Genomic DNA, 19614 nt, shown 5'->3' with positions numbered 1-19614 from the left:
CCGGTTGTGCGGGCGATGCTATCCCGCCGCGCCGCCGCCCGGGCAGGTGATCGCGGCCTCAGGGCTGGTGACGGTTGCCGTGCAATTCGCCGGGGTGCATGCTGAAGTCGAAGCCGAACGAGTCCTTCAGGTGGAAATCGGCCTCGAAACTGTCCGCGTCGAGCCCATGGATCAGGATCAGGACATGGTCCTTGCCTTGCATCGACTCTCCCGGCGCGACGCGGCCATCGAGTGCCAGGTAGTAATCGACCCGGTCGCCGGTCTTGCGCGGCCGCGCGGGCACGATGGTGGCGTCGCCAAGCTTGCCGCGCAACACCAGGTCGGCGTCGATCGTCAGTTCAAACCGGGGTGCCGGCAGTTCTCGCTGCAAGCGGACCTCGTAATAACGTCCAGAGCCCTCCCAGTGACCGGTCAGCTGCGTCGCCTCCAGGGCGTTGGCGTTCGCTGCAACCAGGCAGGCTGGCAGCAAATGCATCAGGGTCTTGATCATGGCAGGACTCCGTCAGGAAGGGGTTGGGCTCAGAGACAGCGCAGCAGATGCCGGTACCAGTCGCTCTGGAACACGCCGCGCGGATCCAATTCGCGCTTGTGCGCCAGGAATGCACGGATGCCTGGGTGTGCGGCTTCCAGCTGATCCGGGCGGGCCCAGCGGTGGTAGGTGAGGTAGTAACTGCCGCCGCAATCGAGCGCGCAGTCGATCAGGCCGCGGAAGGCTGCAGCGGCCTCCAGCGGGCCGTTGCCGCGGTGCTGCACGTGCAGGTTGAAGACGGTGCAGGCCCAGGCTTCGCGCGCCCAGGGCAGTGCGGTGGTGCGGTCGGGCTCGATCAGGCGCACGGTGCCGTAGATCGGATCCGCGCGGTGACGGCGCAGGGTCTCGGCCGCGAGGCCCATGAAACGCGCGAACTGCGGGCGCGGAACGTACAACTCGCTGATCATCTCCGAGCCGTGGTGGCAGAGCGCGTGGTCGATGGCATCGTGGTAGCCGTCGAGGTAGATCCCGCTGTGCTGCGCCAACAGCGGATAGCGCTGGCCGTGGCTGCGCTGATAGTGCGCCGCGTACTCGTCGAATGCACGGGTCTTGTCCACGTGCGCCAGGTGCAGCAAATGACGGAAGCCGTCGTTGCCCAGCGCCAGCGGATTCTGGCTGGGTTCGGCATCCACCGGCCGGTAGCAGGACAGGATGCCGAGGTCGAGGAAATCCGGGCTGTCCGGATCGACCGCGAACTGGAAATCGCCATAGCGGCAGCCCCGCGCGATGGCCTCGTCGAAGCGCTGCATCAGCGTGCCGACGCGTTCGAGCGACACCTCGCGCTCGAGCGTCTGCTCGCGGGTGAGGCGCAGGCAGACCCGCGTGACCAGGCCGAACAGGCCATAGCCGCCGACCACGTGGGCGAAGTGCAGCGGATCCTCGTTGCGACTGAGTTTGCGGCGCTCGCCGCTGGCATCGACGATCTCCAGCCATTCGATGTCGTCCACCAGCGGACCGTGGCCGAGGATCCGGCCATGCACGTTTGCCGCGACCGAGCCACCGAGGCTGAAGTTGTCGCCGCCAGTCTGTTTCTGGCGCACCGTCCAGCGGCCGGAGTTGCGCGGGCTGCGCTGCAGCCAGTCGAGCAGCGCCGGCCAGCGGATGCCCCCTTCGACGGTCACCAGGCCGCGGACATCGTCGAACTGCTCGATGCGGTCGAGCCCGGCGGTGTCAATCACCAGGCCGCCGTCGAGGTATTGCTGTCCGCCCATCGCATGCTGCGCGCCCATCGGCACCAGCGGCGCGCCGCTGCGTGCCGCGCGCCGGATCATCGAGGCCGCCGCCTCGACCGACACCGGTCGCAGGACCTCGGCAACCTGGGTGGCGTTGAGGCGCGAGTGCACGTCGTTGAGACGGACGCTGCGGGTGGCGACGGGATCGATGACGCTCATGGCGGCCTCCGGGTGGGTGGCCGCAGGCTGTGCGTGCACCGCACATGTTGCAATACGTGCGTTCAAGGTATCGAATGGCGATACCTACCGGAGCGGACGGCGATCCGCGGAGCGCACCCATGAGCGAAGCCCTGCGCCTGCGCGAGGCGCTCAAGCGACAGTTGAAGGCGCGCAACCTGCGCTATGCGGACCTCGCCCGCGCCCTCGATCTGTCCGAGCCGAGCGTCAAGCGCATGTTCTCGCGTGGCGGGATCACACTGGAACGCCTGGAGCGCATCTGCGCAGTGCTCGAGATCGATTTCTTCGAGCTCGCCAAGAGTGGCCGCCGGGTGTCCGAGCAGGCGAGCGAGCTCAACCTGGCGCAGGAGGAAGCGCTGGCCGAGGAGCCGCGGCTGCTGATCCTGTTCCACCTGTTGTGCAATGACTGGAGCGTGGCCGAGGTGCAGCAGGAGTTCGGCATCGCCGACACCGCGATCGTGCGCCTGTTGGCGCGGCTGGACCGCCTGAAACTGCTCGAACTGCAACCGGAGAACCGCGTGAGGTTATGCGTGGCGCGGGATTTCGAATGGCGCGCGCAGGGGCCGGTAATGCGGCGCTGGGCGCGCAGCGCGCTGGTCGAGTTCTTCCGCGGCAGCTTCGAGGGCAGCGATGCGCTGCTGCGCCTGGAGGTCAAGGAACTGGGCAGCGCTTCGCTGGCGCTGCTGCGCCGACGACTGGAACGCATGGTGCGCGAATTCACCGAATTGGCGTCGGTGGACGCCAGCCTGCCCGGCGCCAAGCGCCGCGGCGTGGGCCTGGTGATCGGCATGCGACCCTTCCAGTTCTCGCTGCTGCAGTCGCTGCGCGAGGAAGTCGGGCAGGGCGGCAAGCCGGCGGCCAGGCGCCGCCCCCCTCGCGTGTGAATCAGACCCGCCGCTTGATCGCGCGGATGCCGGTGCCGAGCAGCGGCACGTGCTCGAACAGCCCAGCGGTCGAATCCCAGTAGTCCTGGTGCAGCAGCACCAGGCCTTCGGCGTTGAAGCGCAAATGGCTCATGCCGATGGTCTGGGTGTCCTGCCCCCGCTTGAAACGGCGGAAACGGATCACCATCGTCCAACGCAGGTAATAGTCCCCGCGGTCGTTGCCGAGGGTGTCCAGGATCTCGACGCGGCAGCTCTCCACGGCTTCGGCGCTGTGGCGCAGGTAGCCTCGCAGGGCGTCGCGGCCGCGAATCGTCTTCAACGTATCGTTGAACCACACATCCGGCGCATAAGTCAGGTCGACCAGCCGGTCAACCTTGTCCGGCGAGAAGTCGGAGAAAAACCGGGCGAAGCGCGCCAGGGCATCGCGCTCCGCGTCGGATCCACGCCCAAAGGGCTGGGGCAGGGTCGTCCTGCACCTTTCCAGCACATCCAGGTATTCCATGATTCGCAATTCCTGCAGTTTGGTGGCGGCAGCTGACCGGAAGCGGTGTCGGCCCGCGGTGAAGGAGTAGAGCTTGGCGGCACCCGGTGCGTTCATGTCGAGACAGATCCCGCCCGCTGCCGCGTGGCTGGGCGGGACCGGGTTGATCCCGTTTGCGGCCGCGGCGCTGGGCGCAATGATCGTCGAAGACGCGCCGCTGCGGGCGCTCGCGCTGCAGGCTTTCGTCGCCTATTCGGCAGTGATCCTGTCCTTTCTCGGCGGAGTTCGCTGGGGCGCGGCGCTGGGTGAGGCCGGCTGGCGTCCGCTGGCGCTGTCGGTGTTTCCCAGCCTCATCGCCTGCGGCAGCCTGCTGGTCCAGCCGCTCGACGCGCTGAAGATCCTGGCGCTGGTGTATGCCGTGATCGGCTTCTTCGACGTGATGCGCCGGCCGTCGCCGGAATGGCCAGCGTGGTTCATGAAGCTGCGCGCGCGGCTCTCCGGCGCGGTGGTGGTGGTGCACGTGGTGCTCATCGCCGTGCTGTCCGGAGCCGGTTGATGGGCGGCGTGGAAGTGGTTGCCGTCCTCGGCGCCGGGATCGCTGGCGCCAGCGCCGCCCGCGCGCTGGCGGACAACGGAGTCGCCGTCCGCGTCTACGACAAGGGTCGCGCGCCCGGCGGTCGCGCCGCGACGCGGGTACGCGACGGCGCGCATTTCGACCACGGCGCACAGTACTTCACGGCGCGCGATCCCGCCTTCATCGCGGCGGTCGATCGCCTGCGCGAGCGCGGCGTCGTCGCTCGCTGGCAGCCACGGATGAGCGTCATCGATGCCGACGGCCGCCGGGAACCGGGAACCCACGAGACCCGCTGGGTGGCGCAGCCCGGGATGTCGGCACTGGCGGCCGATTTGCTCCTGGGGCTGGATGTCCAGTGCAGCCGGCGGGTGGTCGATTGCACGCGCGACGCGCACGGGTGGTGGCTGCAACTCGCCGACGGTGGTCGCGAGGGGCCATTCGCCAGCCTGCTGTGCACCCTGCCGGCGACCCAGGCGGTCGAGTTGCTGCCGCATGAGGCGGTCTCGCGCGATGCCGCGGCGATCCGCTTCGCCCCGTGCTGGGCGGTGATGCTGGAATTCGATCGCCCCATCGAGCTCGAATTCGACGCGGCCTTCGTCAATCACGGGCCACTTTCATGGATCGCGCGCGACAGCAGCAAGCCGCTGCGGCCATCAGGGGAGCGCTGGCTGGTGCATGCCGGCCCAAGGTTCAGCCGCGCACACCTGGAGTCGACGCCGGATGCTGTGGGGCCGGAGATCCTCGCCGCCTTCGCCGGGATCACCGGGAGCGGGCACGCACCGGCGCGTTGGTGGGCGCATCGCTGGCGCTACGCCCTCGCCGAGGCGCCCCTGGATGCGGGCGCGCTGGCGGATGCGACGCGCCGGATCGCCCTGGGTGGCGACTGGTGCTGTGGTTCGCGGTTGGAGGGCGCCTGGCTCAGCGGACGCGCGCTCGCGGCGCACGCACTGGCATGGGCAGGTGCAGCCCGCGGCGCGACCTGTTAGTCTTCGCGGTTTGGTTCGGCACGGTGCCGGCCAGCACTGCAAGGATGGAGAAGAACATGGGTCGTGGCGACAAGCGCAGCCGCAAGGGCAAGATCTTCAAGGGTTCCTACGGCAACAGCCGCCTGCAGCGGGCGAAGAAGGCAGTCGTCGCGGCGCCGGCCAAGGCCGCCAAGAAGGGCTGAGCCGCGCGGCGGGCATTCCGCCGCACGCCAGTCGCAGGTCGCCCCGTTCCGGCATCAATGCTGTTAGGGGCGGCCGTGGATGATGTTGCCGCCCGCGACCACTTCGCGTGCGAGCACCCCGCCGAGCCAGTAGACCAGCTCGGCCGGCGATTCCGCTTCCCAGCAGACGAAATCCGCGCGCTTTCCGGGCGCGAGGATGCCGTGCGTCTCTTGCAGACCCAGCGCCTTTGCCGCATGCAGCGTGGTGCCGAGCAGGGCTTCCTCCACCTGCAGGTCGAACAGGCTGATCGCCAGGCTCATCGCCGTGCGCAGCGACAATAGCGGCGATGTGCCGGGATTGACGTCGGTGGCGACTGCCATCGCGGCGCCTGCCTCACGTAGCTGCGTCACCGGTGGTTTGCGGGTTTCCTTGAGCACCAGGTAGGCGGCGGGCAACAGAACCGCCACGGTGCCCGCGCGCGCCAGTGCGGCGCAGCCCGCGGCGTCGGTGCATTCCAGATGGTCGGCCGAAAGCGCGCCGTGCGCGGCGGCGAGCGCGGCGCCCTGCTGGTCGCTCAACTGGTCTGCGTGCAGGCGTACCGGCAGTTTCAGCGCGGCCGCGGCGCGGAACAGCGCAGCGACTTCGTCGGCGTTGAATGCGATGCCCTCATGATAGGCGTCGACCGCATCGACCAGGCCTTCGGCCGCCAGTTGCGGCAACCACTCCTCGATGGCCGCGCGCACGTAGCTGGCGCGATCGCTGGTGTCGGCTGGCACCGTATGCAGGGCGAGATAGCTGGTGCGTACGGTCACGCCCAGGCTGCGGCCCAGACGGCGCGCCACCTTGAGCATCTTGCGCTCGGATTCCAGGTCCAGCCCGTAGCCGCTCTTGATCTCGATGGTGGTGACGCCGTCCGCGATCAATTGCCGCGCGCGGGCAGCGGCCTGGGCGTAGAGCTCGTCGCTGCTCGCCGCGCGGGTCAGGCGCACGCTGCCGGCGATGCCGCCGCCGCGCGCCGCGATCTGGGCGTAACTGGTCCCGGCCAGGCGCTCGCGGTATTCGTCCGCGCGGTTCCCGGCAAACACCAGATGCGTGTGGCAATCGATCAGGCCCGGCGTCAGCAGGCCATGCGCGTGCCGGCGCACCTCGCGTGCCAGTCGCGATGGCGCGTCGGGCAGGTCGTTCGCAGGGCCGGCATAGGTGATCCTGCCGCCCTGGCATGCCAGTGCGGCGTCCTCGATCAAGGCCGGCGCGGTGCCGCCGGTCCACAGCCGCGGCGCGATCCACAGACAATCCCACATCGGCGCAATCTCCGGCTCAAGGGTGGCGATGCGGTGCCGGCAAGCGGTACTCGACGTAGCATCAGCCGATTCGAACCACGGGATAGCACATGTTCCAGGGTCACTGCGACTACGCGCTGCTGCCGGATGGCTGGCGCGCCAATGTCCGCCTGGTTGCCGGCGCGGACGGGCGCTGGACCGAGGTGGCGCCCGACAGCCCGCGCAGGAGAGTCCCACACCTTGGCCGTTTCGTGCTGCCGGGGATGCCGAATCTGCACTCGCACGCCTTCCAGCGGGCAATGGCGGGTAGCGCCGAACGCTTCGGTCGCTCCGACGACAGCTTCTGGAGCTGGCGCGAGGCGATGTACCGCCACGCCGGGCGCATCGATCCGCAGTCGCTGCACGCGATTGCCCGCTGGCTGTACACCGAGATGGTCGAGCAGGGCTACACGCGCGTGTGCGAGTTTCACTACGTGCACCACCAGCCCGGTGGCGCCCGCTATCCAGACAGCGACGCGATGTCGCAGGCGCTGATCGCGGCCGCGGCCGAGGTCGGCATCGGCCTGACGCTGCTGCCGACGCTGTACCAGCGCGGCGGGTTCCGCGATGAAGCGCTGGTCGAGCGGCAACTGCGTTTTGCACACCCGACAAACGAATTCCTGGATCTGTGCCAGAGCCTGGCGCGACAGGCCGATGGCCCCCGCTTGCGCGTGGGTGCCGCCATCCACTCGCTGCGCGCCGTGTCCGCAGAAGCCCTCAGCGAACTGCTGGCCGATCCGTTCTGGGCCGACCGGCCGCTGCACATCCATGTGGCCGAACAGCAACTGGAGGTCGACCAGTGCCTGGCGGTGCATGGCCGGCGTCCGATCGAACGCCTGTTCGACCTGGCGGAAGTCGACGCGCGTTGGTGCCTGGTGCACGCAACGCACGCCAGCGCGGGTGAACTCGACGCGATCGCGCGCGCCGGCGCGGTGGTCGGCATCTGCACCACGACCGAGGCCAATCTCGGCGACGGTCTGTTCGACTTGCCTGGGCTGCGCGGGCGGAGAGGGCGCTACGGCATCGGCTCCGACAGCCATATCGGCCTCGATCCGCGCGAAGAACTGCGCTGGCTGGAATACCAGGCGCGACTCGCGAGCGGGCGGCGCACGCTGCTGGGAGACGGTGAGCGCCCGGATGTCGCGGCGAACCTGTGGAGCGAGGCGGTTGCCGGCGGCGCGCAGGCCTGCGGTGCCGCCCCGGGCGGGTTCCGTTTCGGCGGCGACGCCGACTGGATCGTGCTCGACGACGGCGATCCAGCCTGCGCGGGCGCGTCGCCCGACGAGATCATGGGCTGCTGGATCTTTGCGCCGAGCCGTCATCCGCCGCGCCAGGTGGGCGTGTCGGGCCAGAGAGTGGTTCACGCGGGGCAGCATCCGCGGCGCGATGCGTACTCGCGAGCGTATCTGCAGGAGCTGCAGCGGCTGGCGAGCTGAACGGGGGGCTGGAAACCCGGCGCCGTCTCAGACAGCATTCAGCGCTGCACTGGTGTAATTGCCCCATGAGAACGGCATTGATGCCGTCACGGAGATCGTCCGATGCGCAAGTCGATTTCGCTGCTCCTGGCCGCCCTGAGTCTGCCTGCGCTGGTCGCAGCTCAGCCGCGCGGTTACTCAGAGTATCCGGAAGACGAAAACGTGCGTCTGGTGTATGCCGACGTGCTCCGGGTAGACCCGGTATACGAGAGCGTGCGCGTCAACGAGCCGCGCGAAGAGTGCTACGACACCGAGGTGTCGCGCCGCGGCGGGCGCTACGAAAACACCAACACCGGCACCATCGTCGGTGCGCTGATCGGTGGCGCGCTGGGCAATCAGGTCGGAAAGGGCGATGGCCGACGCGCCGCCACGGTGGCCGGCGCGGTGATTGGTGGTGCGGTCGGCCGCGAGGTCGATGCCAATGACAATCCTTCGCGCACCTATCGTGGCGTCGAAACCCGCTGCCGCGTGGTCGAGTCCGGCTACGACGAGCGGCGCATCGTCGGCTACGACGTCGAGTACCGTTACCGTGGTGAGGTGTTCTTCTCGCGGCTGGGCTACGATCCGGGCGAGAAGCTGCGCGTGCGCGTCTCGGTGGAACCAGCTGATCCCTGATCGTGACGGGTGAGCACCGAACGCTGCCGGGCGCGGCAGTTTTGAGCGTGAGCACGATTGGGCGGCGCGGGCAATTCGCCGGCACCCCAATTTATTCGAATACACAAGCCTTCCGCCGATCGTAGGCGGTGTCCTATGCTGCGGCGCGTCAAGCCCTTGTGAGGAGCTTTCGCGTGAGCCGTGCCTACAACTTCAGCGCCGGTCCCGGTGCGCTGCCCGAACCCGTGTTGCGACAAGCCCAGCAGGAGATGCTGGAGTGGCGCGATGCCCGCGCCTCGGTGATGGAGATCAGCCATCGCGACAAGGCTTTCATCGCCCTGGCCGAGAGCGCCGAGGCCAGTCTGCGCGAGATCCTCGCGATCCCGTCGAACTACAAGGTCCTGTTCCTGCAGGGCGGCGCGACCACCCAGTTCGCGCTGCTGCCGATGAACTTCGCAGCCCCCGACCAGGCCGCAGACTACGGGGTCACCGGCGCCTGGGGCGAGAAGGCGGCCAAGGAGGCCAAGCCGGTCTGCGCCGCGAAGATCGCCGCGACCAGCGCCGACTCGAACTTCACCACCGTCCCTGACGTGGCCAGTTGGAAACTCAGCGACAACGCCGCTTTCCTGCACGTGACGCCGAACGAGACTATCCACGGCGTGGAGTTCTACGACCTGCCGGCACAGTCCGCTCCGGTCATCGCCGATGTCTCCAGCACGATCCTGTCGCGCCCGCTGGATGTCTCGAAGTACGGCGTGCTGTACGCCGGCGCGCAGAAGAATATCGGCCCCTCCGGCATCACCGTGATGATCGTCCGCGACGACCTGCTCGAGCGCAAGCCGCGCGCGCTGCCACAGATCCTGTCGTACAAGGCGCATGCCGAGAACCAGTCGATGCTGAACACCCCGCCGACCTTCGGCTGGTACATCGCCGCGCTGGTGTTCGACTGGGTCAAGCAGCAGGGTGGCCTCGGCGCCGTCGCCGCGACCAACCGGCGCAAGGCCGAGGCGCTGTACGCGGCGATCGACGGTTCCGGTGGCTTCTACACCAACAAGGTGGATCCGCGTTACCGCTCGTGGATGAACGTGCCCTTCGTGCTGCCCGACGAGAAGCTCGATGCGCCCTTCCTCAAGGGTGCCGAGGCCGCCGGCATGCTCGGCCTGAAGGGCCACCGCGCGGTCGGCGGCATGCGCGCCAGCATCTACAACGCCACCGGCGAGGATGCGGTGGCTGCGCTGATCGACTACATGCGCGAGTTCCAGCGGAAGAACGGGTGAGGCAGAAGCGGGGCACGAGGCACGGGGCAGGGGGCACGCAAATGCCGCCCTAGGCATCACCGGACTCGCGCGCTCCGCTTCTCCCGTGCCGCGTATGCCGTGCCCCATCCCCCGTTTCTGCTTCCAGGACATCCCGATGTTCAAGATCCGTACGTACAACAAGATCTCCGTCAGCGGCACCTCGCGCCTGCCGCAAGGCCGTTATGAGATCGGCGACAACGTCGACGCGCCGGACGCGATCCTGGTGCGCTCGGCGGACCTGCACAAGATTCCGGTCAACCCCGAGCTGAAAGCGGTGGCGCGCGCGGGCGCCGGCACCAACAACGTGCCGGTGACCGAACTCAGCAAGCGCGGCATCGTGGTGTTCAATGCGCCGGGCGCCAATGCCAATGCGGTCAAGGAACTGGTGCTCGCCGGCATGCTGATGGCGGTGCGCAACCTGCGCGAGGCCACCGAGTTCGTGCGCAGCCTGGATCCGTCCGATCCACAGCTCGAGCACAAGGTCGAGGACGGCAAGAAGCGCTTCGTCGGTTCCGAAGTGGTCGGCCGCACGCTCGGCGTGGTTGGCCTCGGCGCGATCGGCGTGCGCGTGGCGAACGCGGCCAAGGGCATCGGCATGCGCGTGATCGGCTTCGACCCGCACATGACCGTCGAGGGCGCATGGCAGCTGTCCAGCGATGTCGACAAGGCCGGCAGCCTTGGCGAAGTGCTCGCTGCGTCGGACTTCATCTCGCTGCATGTGCCGCTGAACCCCGCAACCAAGGGCACCATCAACGCCGCCGCGCTGGCGAACGCCAAGGACGGCCTGGTCCTGCTGAACTTCGCGCGCGAGGGCGTGGTTGACGAGGAAGCGGTGATCGCGGCACTCGACAGCGGCAAGCTCGGCCATTACGTCAGCGACTTCCCGACCGCGCGCACCCTGTCGCACGCGAAGGTGGTTTCCTTCCCGCACCTGGGCGCCTCGACCAACGAAGCCGAGGAGAACTGCGCGGTGATGGTCGCCGACCAACTGCGCGATTACCTCGAGAACGGCAATGTCACCAACGCAGTGAATTTCCCCAGCGTGCGCCTGCCGCGCGCCGGCGCGCAGCGCCTGACTGTGGCCAACCGCAACGTGCCGAACATGATCGGCCAGCTCTCGCACGTGCTCGGTGGCGCCGGCGCCAACATCACCCAGATGCTCAATTCCTCGCGCGGCGAACTCGCCTACAACATCCTCGACCTCGACCAGCCGATCTCGTCCGACGTCGTGGCCAAGGTCGAGGCGATCGAGGGCATTCTTGCGGTCAGGGTGCTCTGAACCGGGAAAGGCGGGGTTGGGGACTGGGGGCTGGGGCGCATGCTGGAGGTGCGCGACAACCCCGGTCCTCGGGTCTGACAGATTTGCAGTCAGCCAGTCCGCCCCGATCTCGCGTCCGTGCGCCCTTTGCCCCAGTCCCCAGCCACGCCTGTTCCAGCACCCTGATGCCCAAGAAGAAGACCGAGGCTGCAACCGTCGCACACTCGCTGCCCGAGCTGCGCCAGCGCATCGACAGCGTTGACAAGCAGATCCAGGACCTGATCGCGGAGCGGGCGGGTTATGCGCGCCAGGTGGGTATCGCCAAGGGGCCGTTGAAGCAGGCGATCGACTACTACCGCCCGGAGCGCGAGGCCCAGGTGTTGCGTGCGGTGGTGGACCGGAACCATGGGCCGCTGTCGAATGAAGAACTGCTGCGGGTGTTCCGCGAGATCATGTCGGCCTGCCTCGCCCAGCAGAACCCGCTGAAGATCGCCTACCTCGGCCCCGAGGGCACATTCAGCCAGACCGCGGTGCAGAAGCACTTCGGGCATTCGGTGATCGCGATACCGATGGCCAGCATCGAAGAGGCTTTCGCCGAGGTCGAGAACGGCAACGCCGACTTCTGCGTGGTGCCGGTCGAGAATTCGACCGAAGGCGCGGTCCACCACACCTTCGACATGTTCCTGACCACGCCGCTGAAGATCTGCGGCGAGATCGAGCTCAGGGTGCACCAGAACCTGCTGTCGCGCGCGACTGATCTCTTGCAGATCGAGCGCGTGTACTCGCACGCGCAGTCGTTGGCGCAATGCCGCAGCTGGCTGCGCCGGCATTTGCCGAAGGCCGAGCGCATCGCCGTCAGCAGCAATGCCGAGGCCGCCCGGCGCGCTCGCAACGCGGAGGATGCCGGCGCCATCGCGGGCCTCGCCGCTGCGCAGGTCTACGGACTCAAGGTGCTGGCGCCGAACATCGAGGACCGCCCGGACAACACCACGCGCTTCCTGGTGATGGGGCGCGAACTGTTCCCGCCCAGCGGCCACGACAAGACCTCGCTGCTGTTGGCGGTCAAGGACCAACCGGGCGCGCTGTACCAGTTGCTGACGCCGCTGGCGCAGCACGGCATCAGCATGACCCGCATCGAGTCGCGCCCCGCCAAGGGCGCCAAGTGGAACTACGTGTTCTTCATCGACGTCGAGGGCCACATCGACGGCCCCGAGCTGAAAGCCGCGCTGGCAGACCTGGGCCCGATTGCCGCCCAGCTCAAGGTGCTCGGGGCATACCCCGCGGCGATCGTGTAACCGTCCGCAGACGTACAATGGGCAACGGACCGGCGGGAGTTGGACAGAATGCAGGCGAGCTACACGGCGGCAATCAAGCAGGATGGCCAGTGGTGGGTGGGATGGATTGAGGAAATTCCGGGCGTGAACTGCCAGGAAGCGACTCGCGATGCCCTCATCGAAACATTGCGCATCACCCTGATGGAAGCCATCGAGTTGAATCGGATGGATGCGCGCACTGCAGCGGGCCAGGGATTCGAAGAACTCGCAATTGCGGTATGAAACGTCGCGATCTGCTTGCGCATTTGGCGCGGCTGGGTTGCGAGTTGCTGCGTGAGGGCGCACGTCATTCCTGGTGGCACCATCCGCAGCTGAAGACTCGATCGGCCATTCCGCGGCACAACGAAATCAACGACCACCTGGCGCGAAAGATATGCCGGGATCTGGGCGTCAGCGAGTTGCCCTGATCCAAGCGGAACTCCTGATCCAGCCACCGTCCGCACCTGCAGGAAAGCGAACATCCGAGGTAGATGATGCAGATCGAACAACTTGCCGCCCCCGGCGTCCAGCGGCTCTCCGCCTACGACCCGGGCTACGACCCGGAGACTATTCGCCAGATGCTCGGCCTGCCGCGAATGCTCGAGCTTGGTTCCAACGAGAACGGGCTGGGGCCGAGCGCCAGTGTCCGCGAGGTGCTGAAGCAGCGCGACTTCGAAGACGCCATCCGCTACCCGGACGCCGGCGCGCGCAAGCTGCGCCAGGCGATTGCACAGCGCTGGGGGGTGGACCCACGCTCGATCACGCTCGGCAACGGTTCGCATGAACTGCTGGTGCTGCTGGCCGAGACTTTTGTCGCGCCCGGCGATGAAGTGGTGTTCCCGCAGTACGGTTTCGCCGTGTTCAAGCTCGCGGCGATCGGAAGCGGCGCGTTGCCGGTGCAGGTTTCCGCGCTGCCGCGCGAGGGTGTTCAGCCCTTTGGTGCCGATCCGGACGCGATGACCGCGGCGCTCGGGCCCAAGACCAAGCTGGTTTACCTGGCCAATCCCAACAACCCGACCGGCACCTGGTGGGACCGCACCACGCTGGCGCGCTTCCTGGTCAAGGTGCCGCACACGGCCGTCGTGGTGATCGATGAGGCCTACCGCGAGTACGTGGACGAGCGCCAGGTGCCGGACGCACTGCAACTGGCCAGCCTGCATCCGCATGTGGTGGTCACGCGCACCTTCTCGAAGGCGCATGGTCTGGCGGCCCTGCGCATCGGTTATGCGATCAGCAATCCGGCGCTCGCGGCCGTCCTCGAACGTACCCGGCTGACCTTTAACGTCAATCTCTATGCCCAGGCGGCGGCCGCTGCGGCGATCGCGGATGTGGAGCACGTCGAGCGCGTGCGCGCCGCCAATGCGGAGCAGCGCGAGCGCCTGCGCGCGGGTCTGCAGAAACTGGGGCTGTTCGTGTTTCCATCTCAGGGCAACTTCGTGCTGGTCGATTTCGGGCGGCCGGCCAAGCCGATCGAAGACGAGCTGCTCAAGCGCGGCGTGATCGTGCGCCCGATGGGCGGCTATGGCCTGCCGAACTGCCTGCGCATCACGGTGGGCCTGCCGCAGGAGAACGACGAACTGCTGGAGGCGCTCGGGCACGTCCTGATCGAGGATCTGGCATGAGCGGAGGCAATCGCGAATTCCACCTGCAGCCGGCTGATCGTGTGCATGGCCGCATCACCGTGCCGGGGGACAAGTCGATTTCCCATCGCGCGGTGATGTTTGGTGCGCTGGCGCGCGGCACCACCCGTGTCAGTGGCTTCCTCCCCGGCGCGGACACACTCGCCACCGCACAGATCCTGCGCGACCTCGGCGTCGCAATCGAGCGCACCGGTGAAACCGACTTGCTCATCGAGGGCGTCGGGCTGCATGGATTGCGCGGCGCGGCGCACCCGCTCGACTGCGGCAACGCCGGCACCGCGATGCGCCTGCTCGCCGGCCTGCTCGCCGGGCAGCGCTTCGCCAGCACGCTGGTCGGCGACGAGTCACTGTCGCGCCGGCCGATGCGCCGCGTGATGGACCCATTGCGATCAATGGGCGCCCGCATTGCGAGCACCGAGGCCGGAACCGCGCCACTCCTGATCGAGCCTTCCGATGGCTTGCGCGGCATCGACTACACCTGCCCGGTCGCCAGCGCGCAGATCAAGTCCTGCGTATTGCTCGCCGGCCTGTATGCCAGCGGTGAGACCGCCGTTACCGAGCCGGCCGCGACCCGCGACTACACCGAACGCATGCTCGCCGCGCTCGGGGCGGATGTGGTGGTCGAAGGATTGACGGTGCGCTTGCGCCCGGGACGGGAACTGGCGGCCCAGCCAATCGCGGTGCCCGGCGATTTTTCGTCAGCCGCTTTTTTCCTGGTCGCCGGAGCCATCGCGCGCAACGGCGAGGTCGTGATCGAGAACGTCGGCCTGAATCCGCGTCGGACCGGCCTGCTCGACACCCTGCTGGACATGGGGGCGGACATCGAAATCCTCGACCGCCGCGACATCGCTGGCGAGCCGGTCGGCAATCTGCGCGTGCGGCCCAGTTCGTTACGCGCGGTGGACGTGCCGCTGGCGCGCGTGCCCGATATGATCGACGAGTTCCCCGCGTTCGCCATCGCCGCGGCTTGCGCCGAAGGCACCAGCCGGGTGCGCGGTGCGCATGAGTTGCGTGTCAAGGAGAGCGACCGGATCGCCGCGATGGCGCGCGGGCTGGCTGCGATCGGCGTCGACGTGGAGGAGTTCGAGGACGGCATGGCGATCGAGGGCAGGGAGCAACTGGGCGGCGGGCGCATCGACAGCCGTGGCGACCATCGTATCGCGATGAGCTTCGCCGTGGCGTCGCTGTGCGCACGCGAGGCGATCCGTATCGACGATTGCGCCAATGTCGACACCAGCTTCCCGGGATTTGCCACCCTGGCCAGCAGGATCGGCCTCGGTATCCGGGTTCGGGACGGCGAGGCGCAGGCATGAGTCGCACGGCGCCGGTGATCACCATTGACGGGCCCAGCGGCTCGGGCAAGGGCACGATCAGCCGCGCGGTGGCACGCGCCCTGGGCTGGCACTTCCTCGATTCCGGGGCACTTTATCGTGGCGTCGGCGTGGCCGCGCTGCGCCTGGGCGTGGACCTGGCCGACAGCGAAGCGATGGCGAAACTGGCGCGCGAGGCGGATATCCGCTTCGAGGACAGAATCGACGGCGATCCGCACGCGTGGTTCGGGGCGGACGACATCTCCGACGCGATCCGCACCGAAGAGGCGGGGCAGGCGGCGTCGAAGGCCGCCGCGCAGCCGGCGGTGCGCGCCGCCCTGCTGGAGCGCCAGCGGGAATTCCAGCAGGCGCCGGGCCTGGTTGCCGACGGCCGCGATATGGGCACGATCGTGTTTCCGCAGGCCGAGCTGAAGGTTTTCCTGACTGCCAGCGCCGAGGAACGCGCCCGCCGGCGCCATAAGCAGTTGAGCGAAAAGGGAATCGAGGCTATTCTACCGGCCCTTTTGCGCGAGATCGAAGAGCGCGACCTGCGTGATCGCACGCGGTTGGTGGCTCCCCTGGTTCCCGCCGCGGACGCCCGCACCATCGATTCGACCAGCCAGTCGATCGACGCTGTGGTCGCCACGGTGCTTGCCTGGGCAGCCGCGCTGGTGCGCTGATCCGGTTTCGCAACAGAGGGACAAGGACTCGGAATCCTCCCGGGAATCAATAACCTGCGCGGAGCAATCCGCACACTCGAAAGAGGGTGGACGAGCGTCGGCGGCACCCTCGTGCGCCGGGCGTTTTTTCTATTTCTGGAATCAACCATGACCGAAAGTTTTGCCGAACTGTTTGAACAGAGCGAGCGCATCAGCAAGCTCAAGCCGGGCGCCATCGTCACTGGCACCGTCGTTGAAATCCGCAGCGATGTCGTCATCGTCAATGCGGGCCTGAAGTCCGAGGGCGTGGTGCCCATCGAGCAGTTCCGCAATGAAGCGGGCGAGCTCGAAGTGAGCGTTGGCGACGAGGTCAAGGTGGCCCTCGACGCGCTCGAGGACGGTTTCGGCGAAACGCGTCTGTCGCGCGACAAGGCCAAGCGCGCGATGGTGTGGGACGAGCTGGAAGAAGCGCTGGAAAAGAACGAAACCATCACCGGCCGCATCAGCGGCAAGGTCAAGGGCGGTTTCACCGTCGACATCAAGGACGTCCGCGCGTTCCTGCCGGGTTCGTTGGTCGATGTGCGCCCGGTGCGCGACCCGGTTTACCTCGAGGGCAAGGACCTCGAGTTCAAGATCATCAAGCTGGATCGCAAGCGCAACAACGTCGTGGTCTCCCGCCGTGCGGTGGTCGAGAGCGAGTTCAGCGTCGAACGCGAGCAGCTGATGGAGAAGCTGAAGGAAGGCGCGGTGCTGAAGGGTGTGGTCAAGAACCTCACCGATTACGGCGCATTCGTCGACCTCGGCGGCATCGACGGCCTGCTGCACATCACCGACATGGCGTGGAAGCGCGTGCGTCACCCGTCCGAAGTGGTCAACGTCGGCGACGAGATCGATGTGCGCGTGCTGCGCTTCGACCGCGAGCGCAACCGCGTCTCGCTCGGCCTGAAGCAGCTCGGCGACGATCCGTGGGTCAACATCTCGCGCCGTTACCCGCAGGGCACCCGCCTGTTCGGCAAGGTTTCCAACGTGACCGAGTACGGTGCGTTCGTGGAGCTGGAGCCGGGCGTCGAGGGCCTGGTGCACGTGTCCGAGATGGACTGGACCAACAAGAACGTCAACCCGGCCAAGATCGTTGCCATCGGCGACGAGACCGAGGTGATGGTGCTGGACATCGACGAAGAGCGTCGCCGCATCTCGCTGGGCATGAAGCAGTGCACCAGCAATCCGTGGGAAGCCTTTGCCGGTACCTTCAAGAAGGGCGACCGCGTGTCGGGTTCGATCAAGTCGATCACCGACTTCGGCATCTTTGTCGGCCTCGATGGCGGCATCGACGGCCTGGTCCACCTGTCCGACATCTCCTGGCAGGGTACGGGCGAAGATCTGGTTCGCAACTTCAAGAAGGGCGAAGAGATCGAAGCCGTGGTGCTGGCGGTCGATCCGGAGCGCGAGCGCATCTCGCTCGGCATCAAGCAGCTGGAGCAGGATCCGTTCGGCAGCTATATGGCCGCGCATCCGAAGGGCAGCATCGTCAACGGCGTGGTGCGCGAAGTCGACGCGCGCGGCGTGACCGTGGACCTGGGCGAGGGCGTGGAGGGTTACCTGCGCGCTTCCGACATCGCCAAGGAACGCGTCGACGACGCCACCCAGTACTTCCGCGCCGGCGACAAGATCGAAGCCAAGTTCACCGGTCTCGATCGCCGCGGCCGCACGCTGCAGCTCTCCATCCGCGCCAAGGAAGAAGACGAACTGGCCGATGCGCTGGAGGAGTACCACAGCACCTCCATCGGCACGACCCAGCTGGGCGCGCTGCTGAAGGAAAAGCTGAGCCGCTGATCTAGGGTTGATCCGGGCCGGGGCGGCATCTGCCGCCCCGGCTCGTTTGTCGCTAGTCTCGACGTCATCGTTCCAGAACTCCGCGGGGGAATGCTCGTGACCAAGTCCGAATTGATCCTCGCGTTGTCCGCGCGCCAGACCCATCTCGCCCAGCCGGATGTGGAACTCGCGGTCAAATCGGTCATCGACCAGATGGCGGACGCACTGTCCGGTGGCGAACGCATCGAAGTGCGTGGCTTCGGCAGTTTCTCCCTGCATTTCCGTCCGCCGCGCATGGGCCGCAACCCGAAGACGGGTGACGTGGTCTCGCTTTCGGGCAAATACGTTCCCCACTTCAAACCGGGCAAGGAGCTGCGCGAGCGGGTCAACGCCAGCGCCAAGGCCACGGCCAAGCCGGCTGCAAAGTCCTGACGGCGGCGATCCGGTGAAGACGGCTGCCCGCATCCTGCTGCTGCTTGCCCTGGGCATCGTCCTCGTGTTCGCAGCGTTCAATTCCTCGCTGGTCACCATCGACGGACTGCTCGGTGCGCTGACGCTGCCGCTGGGCGTCGCGCTGGTCGGATTTTTCGCCTTCGGCAGCATCGCCGGGGCGCTCGGCTTGTACCTCGCGGTGGTCTTGCGCCTGAAACGCGACCTCAAGCGCGCGCGCAGCAGCGGAGCCTGATCCGATGGGCCTGGACCTCCTCTGGCTGCTCTTGCCCATCGCAGCCTGGTCCGGCTGGCTGATCGGCAGGCGTGGCAGCGAACGCAGCAGCGGCCAGCGCTTTTCGCAGTTGTCGCAGACCTATTTCAGTGGCCTGAACTACCTGCTCAACGAGCAGCCCGACAAGGCGATCGAGGTCTTCCTCAAGATCGCCGAGCTCGACAGCGATACCTTCGAGACTCAGTTGGCGCTCGGCAATTTGTTCCGCCGCCGCGGCGAGACCGACCGCGCGATCCGCCTGCACCAGGATCTTTATTCCCGCCCTAAGCTCTCCGGCGAGCAGCGCACCATCGCCCTGCTGGAACTCGGCGAGGACTACATGCGCGCCGGGCTGCTGGACCGCGCCGAAGCGCTGTACACCGACCTGCTGGCGATCGACCAATACGCCGCCGCCGCATTGCGCCACCTGATCTCGATCTACCAGCAGGAGCGCGACTGGAACCGGGCGATTGAAATGGCCGAGCGCCTGCGCGCAGCGTCGGGCGACCCCACCGAGCCGCTGATTGCGCAGTTCTACTGCGAACTGGCGGAACAGGCACGGGCGAAGAATGCCGCCGAGGCGCGCATCCTGGGGCAGAAGGCCCTGGCGGCCGATGCGCGTTGTGTGCGTGCTCACATGCTGCTCGGGCGCCTGGCCAAGGCCGATGGTGCCTTCGAGCAGGCCATCCGTCACTTCGAGAAGTCCTCGGAGATCGATCCCGAATTCTTGTCCGAGATCCTTGCCGAACTGTTGGCCTGCTACGAGGCCATCGGCAAGCCAGAGCGTGCCCAGGCCTTCCTCGACCTGATGATGCAGCGCGACCGGGGCGTCGCGGCCTTGCTCGCCCGCAGCGCAATGATCGAGCGCGGCGAAGGTCGCAGCGAGGCGGTCGGCTTCCTGGCCGACCGCTTGCACCAGCGTCCCTCGGTGCGTGGTGTCCTCAAGGTGGTAGAGCTGTCCTTTCCCGACGAGTCCGGCGAGCGCGCTGAAGCCATCGGGCTGATCCGCGAACTGCTCCACCGCCTGCTGGAGCGCAAGCCCGGCTACCGCTGCAGCCGGTGTGGGTTCTCGCCGCGCGCCTTGCACTGGCAATGCCCGAGTTGCAAGAGCTGGGGCAGCATCAAGCCGGTGCATGGAGTGCCGGGCGAGTGAGTCGCGGCGCTGTGGGTGGGCTGGTGGCAGTCCCGGTCGCCCGTTCCGGTGCGAT

Annotated in this window: 22 protein-coding genes; 18 read left to right on the top strand and 4 right to left on the bottom strand. The window is 67.4% G+C overall.

Translation table 11 applies throughout. The features are described from left to right. Positions 1–58: 58 nt before the first annotated feature. Positions 59–490, bottom strand: a complete 432-nt coding sequence (locus IPK27_19455; GenBank protein ID MBK8069715.1) for a hypothetical protein — start codon at positions 488–490, stop codon at positions 59–61. Between the two features lie 29 nt (positions 491–519). Then, entirely contained in the window at positions 520–1920 is a 1401-nt protein-coding gene (locus tag IPK27_19450) for an FAD-binding oxidoreductase (GenBank protein ID MBK8069714.1), read from the bottom strand. A gap of 119 nt (positions 1921–2039) precedes the next feature. Here IPK27_19450 and IPK27_19445 point away from each other — a divergent pair, with 119 nt between their 5' ends. Continuing rightward, a complete protein-coding gene (locus IPK27_19445; protein MBK8069713.1) occupies positions 2040–2822 on the top strand; it encodes a helix-turn-helix transcriptional regulator in 783 nt (260 codons plus the stop codon). 1 nt (position 2823) lies between these two features. On the opposite strand, the gene IPK27_19440 is transcribed toward IPK27_19445, so the two are convergent. Then, complete coding sequence (locus IPK27_19440; GenBank protein ID MBK8069712.1) at positions 2824–3420, bottom strand: nuclear transport factor 2 family protein; 597 nt, start codon at positions 3418–3420, stop codon at positions 2824–2826. On the opposite strand from IPK27_19440, the gene IPK27_19435 reads away from it, so the two are divergent. From IPK27_19435 to IPK27_19425, 3 genes are read left to right on the top strand one after another with little or no spacing between them, the layout of a single operon-like run. Further along, positions 3419–3859, top strand: coding sequence for a DUF3429 domain-containing protein (locus tag IPK27_19435; protein MBK8069711.1), 441 nt, complete (start codon positions 3419–3421; stop codon positions 3857–3859). The genes IPK27_19440 and IPK27_19435 overlap by 2 nt on opposite strands. After that, positions 3859–4863: an FAD-dependent oxidoreductase gene (locus IPK27_19430; protein MBK8069710.1), complete on the top strand. Its 1005-nt coding sequence runs from the start codon at positions 3859–3861 to the stop codon at positions 4861–4863. Before IPK27_19435 ends, IPK27_19430 begins: the two co-directional genes overlap by 1 nt. A 56-nt stretch (positions 4864–4919) precedes the next feature. Continuing rightward, a complete protein-coding gene (locus IPK27_19425) occupies positions 4920–5045 on the top strand; it encodes a 30S ribosomal protein THX (protein MBK8069709.1) in 126 nt (41 codons plus the stop codon). A gap of 63 nt (positions 5046–5108) precedes the next feature. Here the strand turns inward: IPK27_19425 and hutI are convergent, their stop codons facing one another. Continuing rightward, positions 5109–6326 carry an imidazolonepropionase gene (hutI, locus tag IPK27_19420; protein ID MBK8069708.1) on the bottom strand — a complete coding sequence of 406 codons (1218 nt, stop codon included), beginning with the start codon at positions 6324–6326 and terminating at the stop codon, positions 5109–5111. An 89-nt stretch (positions 6327–6415) separates the two neighbouring features. On the opposite strand from hutI, the gene IPK27_19415 reads away from it, so the two are divergent. The 14 genes from IPK27_19415 to lapB all read left to right on the top strand — a co-directional run bounded on the left by IPK27_19415 (position 6416) and on the right by lapB (position 19559). Then, entirely contained in the window at positions 6416–7780 is a 1365-nt protein-coding gene (locus IPK27_19415; protein ID MBK8069707.1) for a formimidoylglutamate deiminase, read from the top strand. A 102-nt stretch (positions 7781–7882) separates the two neighbouring features. Next, a complete protein-coding gene (locus IPK27_19410) occupies positions 7883–8434 on the top strand; it encodes a glycine zipper 2TM domain-containing protein (protein ID MBK8069706.1) in 552 nt (183 codons plus the stop codon). Positions 8435–8607: 173 nt separating this feature from the next. After that, positions 8608–9690, top strand: coding sequence for a 3-phosphoserine/phosphohydroxythreonine transaminase (serC, locus tag IPK27_19405; GenBank protein ID MBK8069705.1), 1083 nt, complete (start codon positions 8608–8610; stop codon positions 9688–9690). Positions 9691–9826: 136 nt separating this feature from the next. Then, a complete protein-coding gene (locus tag IPK27_19400; GenBank protein MBK8069704.1) occupies positions 9827–10990 on the top strand; it encodes a phosphoglycerate dehydrogenase in 1164 nt (387 codons plus the stop codon). Between the two features lie 164 nt (positions 10991–11154). Next, on the top strand, positions 11155–12264 hold the full coding sequence (gene pheA / locus IPK27_19395; GenBank protein MBK8069703.1) for a prephenate dehydratase: 1110 nt from the start codon (positions 11155–11157) through the stop codon (positions 12262–12264). Between the two features lie 48 nt (positions 12265–12312). Beyond that, a complete protein-coding gene (locus IPK27_19390; protein MBK8069702.1) occupies positions 12313–12525 on the top strand; it encodes a type II toxin-antitoxin system HicB family antitoxin in 213 nt (70 codons plus the stop codon). Beyond that, entirely contained in the window at positions 12522–12710 is a 189-nt protein-coding gene (locus IPK27_19385; GenBank protein MBK8069701.1) for a type II toxin-antitoxin system HicA family toxin, read from the top strand. The genes IPK27_19390 and IPK27_19385 overlap by 4 nt, the downstream gene beginning before the upstream one ends. Before the next feature lie 66 nt (positions 12711–12776). Then, the gene (locus IPK27_19380; protein MBK8069700.1) at positions 12777–13904 is read left to right on the top strand and encodes a histidinol-phosphate transaminase; all 1128 of its coding nucleotides are present in this window, start codon (positions 12777–12779) and stop codon (positions 13902–13904) included. After that, on the top strand, positions 13901–15235 hold the full coding sequence (gene aroA, locus IPK27_19375; GenBank protein MBK8069699.1) for a 3-phosphoshikimate 1-carboxyvinyltransferase: 1335 nt from the start codon (positions 13901–13903) through the stop codon (positions 15233–15235). Before IPK27_19380 ends, aroA begins: the two co-directional genes overlap by 4 nt. Next, positions 15232–15912, top strand: a complete 681-nt coding sequence (locus tag IPK27_19370) for a (d)CMP kinase (GenBank protein MBK8069698.1) — start codon at positions 15232–15234, stop codon at positions 15910–15912. Before aroA ends, IPK27_19370 begins: the two co-directional genes overlap by 4 nt. Positions 15913–16059: 147 nt before the next feature. Further along, complete coding sequence (rpsA, locus tag IPK27_19365; protein ID MBK8069697.1) at positions 16060–17724, top strand: 30S ribosomal protein S1; 1665 nt, start codon at positions 16060–16062, stop codon at positions 17722–17724. A gap of 96 nt (positions 17725–17820) precedes the next feature. Continuing rightward, the gene (locus IPK27_19360) at positions 17821–18135 is read left to right on the top strand and encodes an integration host factor subunit beta (protein MBK8069696.1); all 315 of its coding nucleotides are present in this window, start codon (positions 17821–17823) and stop codon (positions 18133–18135) included. Between the two features lie 13 nt (positions 18136–18148). Next, positions 18149–18388: a LapA family protein gene (locus IPK27_19355; protein MBK8069695.1), complete on the top strand. Its 240-nt coding sequence runs from the start codon at positions 18149–18151 to the stop codon at positions 18386–18388. A gap of 4 nt (positions 18389–18392) precedes the next feature. Further along, positions 18393–19559 carry a lipopolysaccharide assembly protein LapB gene (lapB, locus tag IPK27_19350; protein ID MBK8069694.1) on the top strand — a complete coding sequence of 389 codons (1167 nt, stop codon included), beginning with the start codon at positions 18393–18395 and terminating at the stop codon, positions 19557–19559. The last annotated feature ends 55 nt before the right edge of the window (positions 19560–19614 follow it).

Source organism: Rhodanobacteraceae bacterium, from assembly GCA_016713135.1.
Lineage (GTDB): Bacteria > Pseudomonadota > Gammaproteobacteria > Xanthomonadales > SZUA-5 > JADKFD01.
The sequence above is the reverse complement of the archived record's forward strand: the minus strand, read 5'-3'. Positions and strand labels throughout refer to the sequence as shown.